Source organism: Photorhabdus thracensis (assembly GCF_001010285.1).
GTDB classification, from domain to species: Bacteria; Pseudomonadota; Gammaproteobacteria; order Enterobacterales; family Enterobacteriaceae; genus Photorhabdus; species Photorhabdus temperata.
Genome location: NZ_CP011104.1, coordinates 3,890,802 through 3,907,084 on the forward strand (window position 1 = coordinate 3,890,802; position 16,283 = coordinate 3,907,084).

The 16,283-nt window shown below is 44.4% G+C and carries 16 protein-coding genes; 10 read left to right on the forward strand and 6 right to left on the reverse strand.

Annotated elements, in window-relative coordinates; all coding sequences use genetic code 11:
* The first annotated feature begins 10 nt into the window (after positions 1-10).
* The 5 genes from VY86_RS16770 (at position 11) to cobT (ending at position 4,530) form a co-directional block, all read left to right on the forward strand.
* Positions 11-1,549 carry a cobyric acid synthase gene (locus tag VY86_RS16770; protein ID WP_046975794.1) on the forward strand — a complete coding sequence of 513 codons (1,539 nt, stop codon included), beginning with the start codon at positions 11-13 and terminating at the stop codon, positions 1,547-1,549.
* Complete coding sequence (cobU, locus tag VY86_RS16775; protein ID WP_046975795.1) at positions 1,546-2,091, forward strand: bifunctional adenosylcobinamide kinase/adenosylcobinamide-phosphate guanylyltransferase; 546 nt, start codon at positions 1,546-1,548, stop codon at positions 2,089-2,091. The genes VY86_RS16770 and cobU overlap by 4 nt, the downstream gene beginning before the upstream one ends.
* The gene (gene cobS, locus VY86_RS16780; protein ID WP_046975796.1) at positions 2,088-2,834 is read left to right on the forward strand and encodes an adenosylcobinamide-GDP ribazoletransferase; all 747 of its coding nucleotides are present in this window, start codon (positions 2,088-2,090) and stop codon (positions 2,832-2,834) included. Before cobU ends, cobS begins: the two co-directional genes overlap by 4 nt.
* 9 nt (positions 2,835-2,843) lie before the next feature.
* A complete protein-coding gene (locus VY86_RS16785; RefSeq protein ID WP_046976933.1) occupies positions 2,844-3,461 on the forward strand; it encodes an adenosylcobalamin/alpha-ribazole phosphatase in 618 nt (205 codons plus the stop codon).
* A gap of 73 nt (positions 3,462-3,534) precedes the next feature.
* The gene (gene cobT / locus VY86_RS16790) at positions 3,535-4,530 is read left to right on the forward strand and encodes a nicotinate-nucleotide--dimethylbenzimidazole phosphoribosyltransferase (protein ID WP_420800631.1); all 996 of its coding nucleotides are present in this window, start codon (positions 3,535-3,537) and stop codon (positions 4,528-4,530) included.
* 299 nt (positions 4,531-4,829) lie between these two features.
* Here cobT and VY86_RS16795 read toward each other — a convergent pair whose 3' ends face one another.
* Positions 4,830-5,246, reverse strand: a complete 417-nt coding sequence (locus VY86_RS16795; RefSeq protein WP_031280631.1) for a type II toxin-antitoxin system HicB family antitoxin — start codon at positions 5,244-5,246, stop codon at positions 4,830-4,832.
* 532 nt (positions 5,247-5,778) lie between these two features.
* Here VY86_RS16795 and VY86_RS16800 point away from each other — a divergent pair.
* On the forward strand, positions 5,779-6,258 hold the full coding sequence (locus tag VY86_RS16800; protein WP_046975798.1) for an Hcp family type VI secretion system effector: 480 nt from the start codon (positions 5,779-5,781) through the stop codon (positions 6,256-6,258).
* 7 nt (positions 6,259-6,265) lie between these two features.
* Positions 6,266-7,096 carry a DUF4225 domain-containing protein gene (locus tag VY86_RS16805; protein WP_023046027.1) on the forward strand — a complete coding sequence of 277 codons (831 nt, stop codon included), beginning with the start codon at positions 6,266-6,268 and terminating at the stop codon, positions 7,094-7,096.
* Between the two features lie 450 nt (positions 7,097-7,546).
* Here the strand turns inward: VY86_RS16805 and VY86_RS16815 are convergent, their stop codons facing one another.
* From VY86_RS16815 to eutA, 5 genes are all read right to left on the reverse strand, one after another.
* Positions 7,547-7,945, reverse strand: a complete 399-nt coding sequence (locus VY86_RS16815) for a hypothetical protein (protein WP_021324517.1) — start codon at positions 7,943-7,945, stop codon at positions 7,547-7,549.
* Between the two features lie 1,250 nt (positions 7,946-9,195).
* Entirely contained in the window at positions 9,196-9,357 is a 162-nt protein-coding gene (locus VY86_RS16825) for a hypothetical protein (RefSeq protein WP_228940351.1), read from the reverse strand.
* Positions 9,358-9,560: 203 nt separating this feature from the next.
* Positions 9,561-10,415 (reverse strand): ethanolamine ammonia-lyase subunit EutC, encoded by an 855-nt coding sequence (gene eutC / locus VY86_RS16830; protein WP_046975800.1) that lies wholly within the window; start codon positions 10,413-10,415, stop codon positions 9,561-9,563.
* A 21-nt stretch (positions 10,416-10,436) separates the two neighbouring features.
* Positions 10,437-11,798, reverse strand: a complete 1,362-nt coding sequence (locus VY86_RS16835) for an ethanolamine ammonia-lyase subunit EutB (RefSeq protein WP_046975801.1) — start codon at positions 11,796-11,798, stop codon at positions 10,437-10,439.
* 12 nt (positions 11,799-11,810) lie between these two features.
* Complete coding sequence (eutA, locus tag VY86_RS16840; RefSeq protein ID WP_046975802.1) at positions 11,811-13,223, reverse strand: ethanolamine ammonia-lyase reactivating factor EutA; 1,413 nt, start codon at positions 13,221-13,223, stop codon at positions 11,811-11,813.
* Positions 13,224-13,538: 315 nt separating this feature from the next.
* Here eutA and cobA point away from each other — a divergent pair, with 315 nt between their 5' ends.
* From cobA to VY86_RS16855, 3 genes are read left to right on the forward strand one after another with little or no spacing between them, the layout of a single operon-like run.
* Entirely contained in the window at positions 13,539-14,321 is a 783-nt protein-coding gene (gene cobA / locus VY86_RS16845) for a uroporphyrinogen-III C-methyltransferase (protein WP_046976935.1), read from the forward strand.
* 31 nt (positions 14,322-14,352) lie between these two features.
* Entirely contained in the window at positions 14,353-15,426 is a 1,074-nt protein-coding gene (cobD, locus tag VY86_RS16850) for a threonine-phosphate decarboxylase CobD (RefSeq protein WP_046975803.1), read from the forward strand.
* A complete protein-coding gene (locus VY86_RS16855; protein WP_046975804.1) occupies positions 15,419-16,279 on the forward strand; it encodes a GHMP family kinase ATP-binding protein in 861 nt (286 codons plus the stop codon). The genes cobD and VY86_RS16855 overlap by 8 nt, the downstream gene beginning before the upstream one ends.
* Positions 16,280-16,283 lie beyond the last annotated feature (4 nt).

The following is a 16,283-nucleotide window of genomic DNA, read 5'->3' on the forward strand; positions in this document are numbered from 1 at the left end:
GAAATGACATATGAGTCTGTCTTTAATGTTGCAAGGTACGGCGTCCGATGTTGGGAAAAGCATATTGGTGGCGGGATTATGCCGTATCTTTGTTCAGGATGGTTATCGCTGCGCGCCGTTTAAGTCACAGAATATGGCGCTGAATTCGGGTATCACTGCTAATGGTGAAGAGATGGGGCGGGCGCAGATTTTTCAGGCAGAAGCGGCGGGTATAGAACCTGATGTACGAATGAACCCGATATTGCTAAAACCCACCAGCGATTGTAAGGCGCAGGTTGTATTGATGGGAAAAGTGGCCTGTAGCATGAATGCGGTGGAATATCACCAGTACAAGCCCCGTTTGCAGCAGCAAATCTGTGAAGTTTTTCATAGTCTGGCCCGTGAATATGACGTGATGGTGCTGGAAGGCGCTGGTAGCCCGGCGGAGATCAATCTGCGTGATCGGGATATTGTCAACATGGGAATGGCGGAGATGGTTGATGCGCCTGTGCTGCTGGTGGCGGATATCGATCGTGGCGGCGTATTTGCGGCCATTTACGGTACGCTGGCACTGTTACTGCCGGAGGAGAAAGCGCGGATCAAAGGGGTGATCATCAATAAATTCCGCGGTGATATCAGCCTGCTCCAGCCGGGTATTGAACAGATTGAAGCCTTAACCGGGGTGCCTGTGCTGGGAGTGATGCCTTGGCTGAATATTGACCTGGAAGATGAAGACGGTGTAGCGCTGCAAACCGGTAAATACGATGGTGCAGCTGAAAAGGCGCTGGATATTGCCGTGGTTCGTTTGCCTTACATTGCCAATTTTACTGACTTTAACGCACTGGCAATGCAACCGGATGTTCGCTTGCGCTATGTGACTCAACCATCAGAGTTGCAGTCGTCGGATCTGATTATCCTACCTGGTAGCAAAAACACGCTGGGCGATCTGCGATGGCTGCGACAGAACGGATTTGCGGATGCTCTGTTGACGGCACATCAGTCTGGTATTCCGGTTATCGGTATCTGTGGCGGTTATCAAATGCTGGGGAAGCGAATTATCGATGGAGTGGAATCGGGTATTGACCAGATGGATGGTCTTGGATTGCTGGATGTGGAAACCCGATTTGCCCATGAAAAAGTGACAACCAGGGTAAACGGTAGCTGCCTGGCGGCGTTGCCGGGATTGTTATCAGACTGCATTGAGCAACCGGTCCGTGGTTATGAGATTCATATGGGAAGTTCGTTATTAGGGGCGGATGCAACACCGTTTGCCTGTATTACCGATCGTAACGGTCAATCCGGCAGTTGGTTTGATGGTGCGGTCAATCGGGAGGGCAGTGTGATGGGCAGTTATATTCATGGCCTGTTCGATAGTACCCATTTTACCCGTGCTCTGCTTAATGCTTTGCGTCTGCGCAAAGGATTGATGGCTTATCAGGGAGATACATTGGATTATGCCCACTACAAACAGATACAGTTTGACCTTTTGGCGGAAGCCATGCGCGAACATCTGGATATAGAACGGATTTATCAGTGTATGAAAAGCCATCAACAAGGTTCGGTGCCGTGATTTTGATTACCGGCGGCGCTCGCAGTGGTAAAAGTGTGTTGGCGGAGAGATTAGCGGCACAAGCCAGTGAGCAGGTGTTGTATATTGCGACTGCCGTGGTAACAGACGGCGAAATGGCTGAACGTATACGACTGCACCGTGAAAACCGGCCAGCCCATTGGCGTACATGGGAGGGCTATCGTGATCTTGGTACGGTAATTACCACGCAAACCCAGCCGGGAGAAGCGGTCATTCTTGAATGTATTACGACATTGATTACCAATCTATTATTTGATCAGGCCGGAGAGACTTCACCTGAACAGATGGATTTTGCTGTATTGGAGGTGGAGATTCAGCAGCAAATTAGCGATCTGTTAGCGGCTTGTACCGGCGTGACTTCACCGATATATCTGGTTACTAACGAACTGGGAATGGGCATCGTGCCGGAAAACAGACTGGCACGCCATTTCCGTGACATCGCAGGAAGGGTTAACCAGCGGCTGGCGGCGGCTGCCAGTGAGGTATTTCTGATGGTCTCGGGGATTGAGGTAAAAATTAAATGAATCTGCGTCTATTTCTTGCCACCTTGCAATTTATGACTCGCATCCCCATTCCGTCGCGCTGGACACAGGGAGTGGAAATGGATCAATACGTGCGTGGTATTGCTAGTTTCCCCTTTGTCGGATTGATCGTCGGTACACTTGCTGCGGTTATTTTTACCCTGCTTGCGCCTTGGTGTGGTGTGCCACTGGCGGCATTAAGTTACGTATTAGTGCTGGCATTGCTAACGGGTGCGCTTCATCTTGATGGTTTGGCGGATACCTGTGATGGAGTGTTTTCTGCCCGTAGCCGGGAAAGAATGCTGGAGATTATGCGTGACAGCCGTTTGGGAACTCACGGCGGGCTGGCGTTGATCTTCCTGATTCTGGCAAAAGTGCTGGTCGTGAGTGAATTGGCACTGCGTGACGTCCCGATGTTGGTGACCTTAATCGCTGCGTCAGTAGCGGGCAGGAGTGCGATTGTGTTGTTAATGTATCGCCAGCGTTGTGCCCGTGAAGGAAGTGGGTTGGGGTATCTCTATATTGGCCGGGTTAATGGTCATCAGGCAGCGTTAACATTGTTGAGTGGGATGATGTTGATTACTCTGCTGACTGGAGTGCCTGGTGTGTTGGCATTGGTGATCACACTGTTGGTTATTGGATTACTGGCGATTTATTTGCACCGTCGTTTAGGTGGACAAACAGGCGATACCTTGGGTGCGTCTGTGGAAATCGGGGAACTGGTGTTTTTACTGGCGCTACTGTGAGTCACGATGATGCGACTATTTTTGGTTCGGCATGGTCAGACGGAAGCGAATTTGAGTGGTGTTTTCTGTGGTATGACCGATGTGAAACTGACCGAAACGGGAATAAACCAGGCTCGGCAGGTTGCCCGCTCTCTATCGGCAGTGACATTTTCGCAAGCGACAAGCAGCATGTTATGGCGGGCGCGTCATACTGCGGAAATTATTTTGGCAGATCGTCGGTTATCAGCTGGCATTGATGCGCAACTCAATGAAATGCATTTCGGCGCATGGGAAATGCGTCACCATCACGATTTGCAACATGAAGACGCTAAAGCTTGGGCTGCCTGGTTAGCCGACTGGCAACAAGCCTCTCCTACCGGTGGTGAAACCTTTTCTGCATTTGCTGAACGTATAGAAAACGTGGCGCAGCAACTGCTGAAACAGGACAGTCAGGATAATTTATTGCTGGTGGCTCATCAGGGTGTACTTGGTCTGTTATTGGCGCGTTTGCTGGCTATGCCGCCTGCTGCCATGTGGCATTTTCATTTTGAACAGGGTGCATACAGCGTAGTAGAAATCCATCATGGATTTACTACGCTGCGTACATTTAATAGCCGGGCGTACTGGCAACCTGAGACGCGGGAATAACGCTATGCAAACATCTTCATCAATCTCATTTTCATCGATCGTTAGTGCGATTGTGCCGTTGGATAGCGTGGCTATGGCGCGTACTGCTACCCGATTGGATGGATTGCTTAAACCAACGGGCAGTCTTGGGCGTTTGGAACATCTGGCGATTCAACTTGCCGGAATGCGGGGATTACCGGGTCATCATATTGATCGTAAACAAATCATTGTGATGGTGGCTGATCATGGGGTTTATGATGAAGGCGTGACGATATCCCCTAAATCAGCAACGGCTATTCACGCCCAGAATATGGTGAAAGGGATCACGGGTGTTTGTGTGCTGGCGGAGAATGCGGGTGCAGAAGTTAAAGTTGTGGACGTAGGGATTGACAGTGATCCGCTGCCGGGATTGGTGGACATGAGGGCAGGGCGTGGCAGTGGCAATATTGCTCATGAACCAGCCATGAGCCGTCAGCAAGCAGAAGATCTGTTGTTGGCAAGCGCATGCCTGACGTTGGAACAAGCCGCAGATGGCGTGAAATTGTTTGGTGTGGGTGAATTGGGCATGGCGAATACCACACCGGCGGCGGCAGTGGTCAGCGTTTTTACGGACAGCGATCCACAACAGATTGTAGGCATTGGGGCTAACTTTCCCAGTGATCGTTTGCATCATAAAGTGGCGATTGTGCGGCAGGCGATTGAAATCAATCGGCCTGATGCCAGTGACGGCATTGATGTGTTGGCGAAGGTCGGTGGTTATGATTTGGTGGGGATGGCGGGAGTGATGCTTGGCGCGGCTTCTGTCGGACTGCCGGTCATTCTGGATGGTTTTCCCTCGTACGCTGCGGCGTTGGCAGCTTGCCGTATCGCTCCCGGTGTACGCCATTACCTTATCCCGTCACATTTATCGGCTGAGAAGGGCTCAATTATTGCGTTGCAACATCTGCAACTGGAACCTTATCTGCATCTGGACATGCGTCTGGGAGAGGGCAGCGGCGCGGCGCTGGCTATGCATCTGGTGGATGCGGCTTGCGCTACGTATAACAATATGGGGCTATTGGCCGATAGCAATATTGTGCTGCCGTCGTAAAAGAATGAGAGAAAAAGCGTTGCCACCTTCTTCATCAAGTTCTTTAAAAGCAGTGTGAAGGTATATCTCAGCAAACTCAGGGTCCTTACGGATCATTTCAATTACTGCTTCATTGTGATTACGTGATGTCCTCATGGTTTCCAATGCTAAATATAAATTAAGGTTTTTGACGGAAGGGATTAGAAAACACCCTGCATTATGCCAGCATTTTACTGAGTGCTGATCTCTGGTCTCTTATTGGCGTGGGTCATACCAATAAGAGACTGAATAAAGCTTTATGTTGTTGCCTCCGTTACCTATCAGTGTGAAGTCACGGATACCTCAAGATTTTTACCCATTGCCCCGATAGCACGCTGAACAGTGTCGATTTTTGTTGAATGCCGTAAATTAAAAATACGTTGTACTTCCTGTTTTTTAACCGTAATACGCTTGGCCAGCTCCACCTGAGTTAAGCCGGAATCAACAAACGTATTCAACATCATAATTTTTGCCGCAACACTTATCGGTACATCGACAAAATCACCTGTTATTGAACCAGGTAAAGGCACTTTCTCATTATCTTCAAAATAAAATTCAAAAGCGGTAATAAGTGCATCAAGCGCCATTTCTAGCGCTTCTTCGCGTGTATCACCTTGTGTAAGGGCTTCTGGTATATCGGGAAACGATACAACAAAGCCGCCCTCATCGGCTGACTTTAGGTTTACTGGATATCGCATATTTTTTTATGGTGAAAGTCCGCAAGTACCAGCCACGAAGGGCTGGATTTGTTAAAGACCTAACTGCTTGATAATGGCTCTTCTTAGTGCTTCTTTTATCTCATTGCCGGGGTGCCTCGGCATTACGCGTTGTTTCACCATCCCTCCTTTTTGTTGAACATAGAGTTGTGGTAATCATTTTTGATTACCTTGGTCAACATTTATATTTGTTATTTTCATGCTTGAAACAGAAAAGGATAATTTATCTGTTTTAGGGGCTTTCTGCTCTGCTATAACTACCCTTGGACAAAAACTTTAAGTATTTTAGGTAAATATATCTTGTACAATTTGATTATTAATATCTTTCATCTATTCTGAGGTTGCTTGGATGAGTAAAAGAATTAAATTCGATTACTAACACAAAAGTATTAATTGAATCTGTTTTGTCATGAAATATATCACATTTTTTGGGATAAAATTTATAACTAATTATAATTCTTATTAATTTAATATATATTCATGTTTTTGAAAATTAACTAACTGATGGTTCTTTATGGCGAATATAATCTATTTGGAAATTAAGGGTGATAAGCAAGGATTAATATCACAAGGATGTTCAACAGTTGATTCTATTGGCAACACATGTCAGCTTGGTCATGAAGACCATATATTCGTTTATGAATTGACATCGAATATAACCCGAGGTCAACATGTCAACCATCAGCCGGTTGAGATAAGAAAGCCAATCGATAAATCTTCTCCTCTTTTGGGTTTAGCTATAACCAATAAAGAATCACTTCAATGTATTTTTTATTTTTACAGAACATCAACAAAAGGTGGTTTAGAACTCTATTATAAGATAAAACTCACCGGCGCATATCTATGTGGATTGAATGGGTTTTATCCAAATTCATCTACGCATAATGAGTGTCAGCCACAGGAAAGTTTATCTTTGATGTACCAGTCAATCACGTGGGAACATGTTATGTCTGGCACAAGTGCATATAGCATATGGGAAGACAACGTTTATTGAGGCTTTTATGAAAGGGATATCTCATCTTTCTTATGACTTAAATAATTACGCTTCGTCATTGAAGCGTAAAGCACATTTGGCTGCCAGTTTTTTTATAGAAGATAGCCAATTGAGAATGTCATATTTAAAAGAAATTGATGACTTTGTTAATATAAAAACACGTGAGTTTAAAAATACATTTGATATAAGTGAAAAAAAGAGATTAGTTTATGAAGTAAAAGATGAATATGAAAATACTGAAAAAGAATATCAAGTTTTAAGGCGTAAGGATTATACCAAATATATTATAACCGATATATTTGAGGATCAGGGAGTGGTTAAATATGCAAAAATAGGGGGTGGCGTTGTTGCTGGTATTGTTCAGTCAGCTGCTGGTGTTGCTGTAATTAAGTCAGGGAGACTTGTAAAATCTAAAACGGTTCAGTCAATTGGGGCTGTTTTGTTCGCCCATGGCGTTAATAATACTTATGAGTCTGTTAGCCCTATTTTCTATGAAAGTCAAGATATAGGTTGGGTTAGGGAAGGATATCGGCATATCTCTCATGTTTTAGGTTATGATTATGATGTAGCTGATGTTGCTTATAGTTCAGTTGATTTAGTAGCAAGTGCATATGGAACGTATGGGATGCTTAGGCTTAAGCCTATTAAATCTCAGAATAATATATCAGGGGGCTATACTGTTAAGCCGGGTACGGGAAAATTATTTAGGTATATTAACGAAGATTTTATCAGAACTTGGAAATTAACATCAAAGCCTATGCTAACTATTCAAGTATCAAGTAGTGGATATAAATTTAAACTTTTGATAGACGACATATATAAACTTCATGATGATTGAAGTTTAGTTTTTATTTTAAAACGGAAGTAAAGTATTGATAATTTTAATTCTGTTATGAAATTAATAGAATGACCGAATAAAAATAAAAAAGATGTTGTTGTTAATAAGTAAACAAAAAACATTAATGGAATTCCATATGCTTTTCCACTGAAAAACATTCCTAACATTATGAATGAACAAATAAGTGTTGAATATATTATTGGCATGGCTACTTCTTCGCCTCTAAACAATAGATAATGACAAAAACAATCTGTTTTACTTTTATATTTATCATAAATGTAGGGGTTGTCTTTATGAAGAATTAGAAAATTTCTCTTTATCTTAAGCAATTCTTTTAAGGTGAATCCACTATTTAATATTAACTTTCTTAAGTCAGTTAAGTTCATTTATTTAGATCCGATTTTATTTAGTTTTATAATTGGTTATTTCTATCATGTTTTATTAATAAACTCAAGGATTAAATTTTTTTATTTTAAAACGAATATAGAATATTGCTAATTTTAATCCTGTGATTAAATTACAGCTAACGGAAAGAGTATAATAAATAAAAGCAGAAATGGAAAAGAATAAGTAAATAGAGGACATTAATGGGATCCCATATGCTTTCCCACTGAAAAACATTCCTGTCATCATAAATGAATAAACTGAGGTTAATAGTATTATTGGTAATGCTATCTCGTCAGCTATAAATAGTAGATAATGACAAAAACAATCCGTTTTACTTTGGTATTTATCATAAACATCAGGGTCATCTTTATGCAGGACAAGAAAGCTTCTCTTTATCTTAAGTAATTCTTTTAAGGTGAATCCACTATTTAATATTAACTTTCTTAAGTCAGCTAAATTCATTTTTTTAAACTCGTTTTTATAACTATATAAATGGCTTGTCGTAACATATTTAATTTTTTATAGCTGCTTTAAATGTTCTTTTATTCTGAAACGAATATAGAAAATGACTAATTTTATGCATGTGAAAAGATTATAACGATAGCGATGATAAAAAGATTTATAGCATATGCATATTATTGTTGAAATGATATAAAGAATCGATACTAATGATAAATAGGATATTGAATTCTCGTCATAGAGGAAAATCTCCATTATTATGCAGCCTGCATACATGAGAGTAAAAAATAACACTGGATCGCCGGCATCTTCAGCAAGCACTATTATGACATTGTAAATATTATCGTTTTTTGTATAATACTTTATTACATATCTTCTTTCATCATCATTAAGATTTTTAAAGGTCCTTTGCATCATAAGAAGCTCTTTAAATGTGAATCCGCTACTGAGGGTTAATTTTCTTAATTTTTCCAAATCCATTTATTTAACCTATAATATTTAGCTGATATAATGACTTATTATAACATAACTATTGTTTTGTTATACTTAATAAATGCTTTCTTTAGACCTGTTTTTCGCAGGTTTGTTGTGCTTGTAAATTTTCGAATTATGCTAACCGTTTTGCCGATAAACTAAAACCAATAAAAAATGAATGAATTTTCAATAAAATCACATAAAATTTTTCTCCTCTATGGAATTAAAGTTTACGTAATGCCGTTATATGGGGTGATTTTATTCTTAATTATGTAAAAGGGATTTATCCCTTAAGTGGAATGTTATTAGAATAGGATAACGCGGAAAAAACGGTATCTAATTTCGGTAGTTGCTTATTATAATGTTGAATAATGACTTATATACGATGAATTCGTTAACGATATCTTTTACTGCACTGATAAATTTCAATATTTAACTGCTTTTGAAAAGTGTTAAGTTAAATTTTACAGGTTAAATCACCTGTTATATATGTATCTAACTAACAGGATGATTGAAGTCTATTTTTAATTTTAAAACGAATGTAGATGATTAACAGTTTTGACCCTGTAAATAATTCTGTTTAATTTTTCCTTATCATATTTTCATTAATAAAACTATATGTGTTTTTACTTAATTATAAATAGAATTTTAAAAGTTTCTTGAGGTTATATACCCTTCATCTTTCAAGTTGCTGCTTTGTTGGCTGCGTTCACTTGCCGCCGCGCTGCAACTTGAAATCTATTGGGTATATTCCTTTATTTATTATGCCTAATAAATTTTCAAATAAAGAAAGTTCTTTCTTTGCGTGCAGCTAATAGTTCATCAAGTAATGTATATTCTTCTTCCAGCTTGTCGTATTCAGCTTTGAATTTTGGATCTTTCATCCAGTTAGCAACCATTTCATCGTGTGTTATGGTTGGAGGAATACGTTTATCTGTCATTCTTTTTGATCTCCTTTAATCTGGCTTCTGCAATGGTTCTCTCTTTGGATGGTTTTTTTGCGTCTTTTTAATGAAGCTGACATAACATTCTTGTTATGTTTTCGTAAGGTCTTGCAAGGCAAAGGAGACTCATTTGGATTCTCTCTATTTCAATTCATTATTTTTTAAGTACCTGTTTATGATGCTGGAATAATCAGTTTCCATCAACGGCTAAGAGCAATGCCGGAGGCTTGTTGTGCCAGCATATTTTTCGCTAAATCGACAATAATTGCCGCAGCTTCGATCGGCGGTGTTCCGCCCCGGTGAATGTTGGAGATACAAGTGCGGTCCGCCTCAACGGTTTTTTCTACGGTCGGTTTGTAGACCGCATAGCAGGAGAGGCTTTCCGATTGCCCCAATCCCGGACGTTCCCCGATGAGCAAGATAACCACTTTAGCTTTCAGCAATTCGCCAATCTGATCTTCAATTTTAACGCGGCCATAGCGCACAAAGAACGGCGTGCCAATGCACAATCCAGCTTGTTCCAGCCCTTTTAGTAGAGGTGGCAAAATATCTTCATAGTTGGAAGTAATAGCATCAGTAGAGAGGCCATCGGAGATAACAACCTGTACGTCAGCATCAGTTTTACACTGTGTCAGCAGGGTTTCTACGGCATTGGCGCTAAGTTTTCTGCCAAGATCAGGGCGAGTCAGATAGAGGTTTTTGTCGCTGACTTGAGATTGCACTTCCAGCAACCCTTGTTTTTCTATCCATTCAACCGGGACTTCTTTTAACACTGTATCCTTGGAACGGGAGTGATCAGCTAGAAAACGCAGTAATGCTTGCGTGCGTGGGCGTGGACCGCTGCGACCAGTACACACTCTCGATACGGTGCTGCGACGTAATTCCTGTAGGACTTCCATTCGGTTCGGGTTTTGTACACCAATCCACTGTTTGGCTTCTAGGGAACTTAAGTCCAGCGTGCAACTTTCAATTTCGTCAGTGATTTCAGGAGATGCATGTGGCTCCTGACCAGACACTACACTGCTTAAATTTTCTTCAATTTGTTTTTGGTTCATATGATTTATCTCAACAAAGCATCAGAAAAAGAACGATGCATCACCTGCGCGTGATGTTAAGCGCCCGTTTGCCATGATTCCCATGTTTTCCAGCCAGCGTTCAAACTCTGGTGATGGACGCAAATTGAGCAGGTGACGGATAGTGGCGGTATCGTGGAAAGCGGATGTTTGGTAATTGAGCATAATGTCATCACCGAGCGGCATGCCCATGATGAAGTTACATCCGGCGGTTGCCAGCAGGATCATCAGGTTTTCATTCTGGTTCTGATCGGAATCTGCATGATTGGTATAGCAGCAGTCACATCCCATTGAGACACCGCTGAGTTTTCCCATAAAGTGATCTTCCAGTCCGGCGCGGATAATTTGGCGATCATTGTAGAGGTATTCCGGCCCGATGAAGCCGACGACGGTGTTAACCAGGAATGGATCATAATGGCGCGCCAGACCGTAGTTCCGTGCTTCCATTGTTACTTGATCGGCACCAAAGTGAGCGCCAGCGGAGAGGGCAGAGCCTTGGCCGGTTTCAAGATACAGGCAGTTACTGCCGGCAAGACGGCAATATTCCGCGCCGACAGCTCGTGCTTCATCCAACATCGCTAGTTCTACCCCAAACTCTTTCAGCCCTTTTTCACTGCCACAGATACTTTGGAAAATTAAACCGCCCGGCGCGCCACGCTTAATGGCTTCTATCTGGGTGGTGACATGGGCTAAGACACAGCCCTGTGTTGGGATGGCGAATTTGTCGATCACCTCATAGATGGTGTCCAACACGCGAGTCAGGTTTTCCACATCGTCCGTTACCGGATTAACGCCGATGACGGCATCACCAACACCAAACGCTAATCCTTCGTAAATCTGGGCCAGAATGCTTTGCACTTCGTCGCGGGTATCGTTGGGTTGAAGGCGAGCGCTGAACGTTCCCGGCGTGCCGATGGTGGTATTGGCTTTTTTGATTACCGGCATTTTTTTCGCGCCATAAATCAGGTCGGCGTTGGAGCTGATTTTTGCCACAGCCGCGACCACTTCGGAACTTATCCCTTTGCGAAGAAAGGCAATATCATCCACGTTGGTGTCATCGCTCAATATATATTCACGCAGTTCGCCAATACGCCAGTTTTTTATGCGAGTGTAGGCAATTTCGTTAATGTCATCCTGAATAATGCGGGTAACGCAATCTTCTTCATAGGGAATAACCGGATTCATACGGATATCCGCTATCGTCATTTCCGACAGGACATGTTTAGCCGCTACACGTTGTTGAGAACTTTCGGCAGCGACCCCGGCTAATATATCCCCTGAACGCGGTTCGTTAGCCATTGCCAGCACCTGTTTGACATCCTTAAACTGATACGTTTTACCAAAAAGTTGTGTTTTTAATTTCATGTTTACGCTCTCTCAGGAAGGAAAAGCCAGTGATTTGATGGTGACGGGAACGACGGTGCCACCAAATAATGGAATCCCAATATCGATATAGTCTCCGGTGTGGGTAATCACTTCGTCGATTACCGCCAGTGGCCGTTCTTCCATCAGAGGATGCAGCAGCATACCCAGTGCCTTACCAAAGTCTTGACCGGCAACTATCAGCAGAGGATGGGAAGAGGGATAACGTTCGGTAAAATCCTGTAAAGCGGTGATGCATGTTTGTACTGCGGCATAATTAACTGGCAGGGCATCGGGCAGAGCCAGTGCATAAAGATCTTGTTGTGGGTCGAGGTCCATTTGTGTCAGCGCTTGCCGCCAGGCTTCTGTCAGTGATTCAGTGACCTCTGTTCCAGGATGAACCACAGGGATGTTGCACAGTGGCAGCGACAGTGTATCAAGCCAGATAGTGCTACCGGATAGCGATAATGTATGAGCGCCGGCGCCAATTACGGTGGCGCGGACGGTTTGTTTTGGGACTTGTAATGGCAGTTTAGTGAAATCATGATCACGATGAATAGCGTTCGCCAGTAGTGGCCCCAGATCGTGAAAGCGGAACAGATCACGGTCCGACGCTTGACGATAACATTCACCTACACCGCCGGAGAGGGTGACAGCATAGAGTTCGTCACAGTTTGGTAGTGGCTCAGTCATCAGCAATTGCTGTGCCAATGGGGTGAGATGTCCGACGACGACTTCCCATAGCAACTGTGACATTCGGGCAGCAATCTGTTGTATCTGTGTGGCGGTCAGATGTTGAATATCGGTGTTTTCACCAAACAGAGAATGAACGATGAGTGTTCCGGGCGGATGTGCCCGTAAAACTTTTCCTTGAAGATCGGTTTCCAATAAGCGACCGCCGACATTCAGGCAAGCGGAGGCGATCAGCCGTCCGGCATCGAACAGCGCGTAGTTTGCTGTGCCGCCGCCAATGTCAATGTTGAGCACTTTGGCCATTTTCTGTTGTGACAGTGCCTGAGCGCCGGAACCAAAACCAGCAATCACTGATTCCAGATGTGGCCCCGCTGTTGCTACAACAAAATCCCCCAGTTTCTGGGCCAGTGTCATGACCGCAGGACGTGCGTTACTGGTTTTAGCGGTTTCACCAGTAATGATCACCGCCCCGGAATCGATGTTTTCCGAATCGATGCCGGCTGCCTGATATTGTGCCTGAATTAAGTTGAGCAGTTCTTCTTCACGCAGTTGTCCGGCGAAATCCACGGGAGTAAATAACACCGGGCTTTGCCAAATAATCTCGCGTCGGACAAACTCATAGCGTGGCACTTGTGATACTGCCGCCCGGTTCACCAGCGACAGACGCGAAAAGATCACTTGTGTGGTGGTGGTACCAATATCAATACCGACACTGAATAATTCCTTGACCTCCATAGCTACGCCCCTTGTCTGTAATAAGGTGTATGTTGGCATTTTTTTCTATAAATCAGTATTAAATGTCGGCAATTTGGTCGGAAAGTCAACGGTAATCACAAAAACGTCAGGGGTTATAATAAAAATGGTGTAGGGACAAGGTGAAGGATTAAGTTACCAGAAGAAACAAACAGATAAAGCCAAAATGTGCCAGAACAAGTTGTCATCATCAATACATCAATAAAAGTGAAGAATTATTGATCTCACACCATATCGTGTTACCGGCTATGGGTAATATATCTTCTAACAGACTTTCGTTACAGGGTGAGAAAAATGATGAATAGCGGAAAAGTTTGGTTGGTAGGTGCCGGTCCGGGCGATGCGGCACTGATTACTGTCAGAGGATTACATTGTATTCGTCAGGCTGATGCGCTGGTATATGATCGGTTAGTCAGCCCGGATTTATTATCTGAAGCACCCGATCACTGCAAAATGATCAACGTCGGCAAAACGCCGAATTACCACCCGGTGCCGCAACGGCAAATCAATCAGATCCTAGTCGAGTGCGCGCAACAGGGGTTAAATGTTGTCCGGTTGAAAGGGGGCGATCCTTACGTGTTTGGGCGTGGTGGCGAAGAGGCTGAAGCGTTGGCGCTGGCGAAAATCCCTTTTGAAGTTGTACCGGGTATCAGCTCATCAATTGGTGGTCTGGCCTGTGCTGGGATCCCTGTGACTCATCGTGATTATGCTTCAGGTTTTCATGTTATTACCGGCCATCTGCGTCAGGGAAATGAGCCGCAGGATTGGGCGACACTGGCAAAGCTGGAGGGCACGCTGGTGATCCTGATGGGAATGACGCAACTGGCAAGCATTTGTGAGCAATTGATCGCAGGCGGTAAAGCACCGGCAACCCCGGCGGCGGTGGTAATGTATGCCAGTCACCAGCAGCAACAAATTGCCACTGCAACTCTGCTAACGCTGGCACAGCAAGTGGCGGCTCAGGGATTGACTGCACCGGCATTGATTGTGATTGGTGATGTGGTGCGTCTGCGGGAAACATTGGCTTGTCACCGGGATCGTTTGTTGCTGTCTTCCGTTTCATCACTGATGGCACTGTGATTCTCTATTTAACATCTGGATTTTACATTTTATGAGCGAACATGGCGGCAATGTGCTGGAAATGGCGCAGAAAATCGGTATTACAGCAGAAGAAATAACTGATTTCAGCGCTAATATTAACCCGCTGGGGATGCCGGTATCCCTGAAAGCGGCTATTATCGACCAGTTGCAATGTGCAGAATGTTACCCTGATACCGAATATTGCCGGTTACATGCAGCACTGGCGCATGTTCATCATTGCACCGCCGAAAACCTGATAGCAGGTAACGGTGCCACTGAACTGATTTATGCGGTAGTGAATTATCTTAAGCCGCGCCGTGCCATGCTATTGATTCCGGGATTCGCTGAATATCGGCGTGCTTTACTGCGGGTTGGTTGCCAGATTGATGATTATGTGATGAGTGAAACCGAGGGTTATCAGCCTGATGAGCGCTTGCTGGTGGCATTGGATCGTTGTCGCCCTGATTGCCTGTTTCTTGCCACACCGAATAACCCAACCGGCTTGATGCCGGATGCTGAACTGTTACAGGCGGTGCTTGAACGTTGCCATCAACATAATATCGCGCTGATTGTCGATGAAGCGTTTATTGATTTTCTCCCGGATGCTACCGGACTTATTCCCAAGATAGCCCATTATCCTCACCTCTATATTTTGCGTTCATTAACGAAGTTTTTTGCTATTCCGGGATTACGTCTTGGCTATCTGGTCAGCGGTGATGTAACCGGTATTCGGGAGATGAAATGCTGGCGGGAGCCGTGGACCATTAATGCTTTTGCGGCATTGGCCGGTGAAATCATTCTCAATGATAAGGCTTACATTCAGGCAACACACCGTTGGCTGGCACAGCAGCAACGTTGGCTCTATCAGGCATTAGCTGCATTGCCGGAATTATGTGTCTGGCCTCCCGCGGCCAATTATATTTTCTTGCGTTGTCTGCGTCCGCAAATCGATCTCCAGCAAGCATTGTTGAAACACCGAATACTTATCCGTCATTGCGCTAACTATCCAGGCTTGAGTGCTGCTCATTACCGGGTTGCCATAAAGGGTGAGCATGATAATCATCGGCTGGTATTGGCGTTGCGTCAGGTATTGGGTTATGGCTGAAGCCCGCTGTCCTGCATCGTGCGGTGAACTTATTCAAGGATGGATTCTTGGTGGTGAGAAGTTGATTTCCTGTCCGGTGAACTGGTTTAGCGAGGTTTCTGTTACTGATGGCGTACCGGGGAAACATGAACGTCCCCGTATGCGGCAAATGATGAAAGCTGTACTGGCGTACTTCGGCCTGTCGGTGGATATGGCGCGAGGTTTACACATCTCTTTGACTTCCACGATTCCGGTGGCAAAAGGGCTGGCAAGCAGTACCGCAGATATTGCCGCTACGGCGCTGGCGACGGCGCGTTATTTGGGAAAAATACTGGATGAAACAACACTTGCCCGGTTTTGCGTACAGATGGAACCCACAGATAGTACGCTGTTCAGTCACCTTACCTTGTTCGATCATCAAACGGGCGCTACTCAAATTGCATGTGACTGGCAGCCGCCTATAGACATTTTATTATTGGAAAGCCCGGAAACGTTGATTACCGCTGATTATCATCATTTGGAGCGACATCAGACATTGCTGGAAAGTGCCTCAGTATTGGAGCGTGCCTGGCGACTATTTTGTCAGGCGGTTGCCACCCAGGATTGTTTGCGGTTGGGGGAAGCCACGACGCTCAGTGCGCAGGCGAGTCAAAAACTGTTGGTAAAACCGGCATTTGACAGTTTGCTGGAACTGGTAGAGCGCAGTGGGATCTACGGGTTGAATGTTGCTCATAGCGGCAGTGTTGTAGGGTTGTTGTGTGATCGTCACTATCATGATGTTGAGTACCTGTGCTGGTGGCTAACACACTGGGAGATCACCCGTTTTTATCCGCGTCAGCATTTGCTGACCATGATACCGGGTGGTGTGCGCTAGCTGA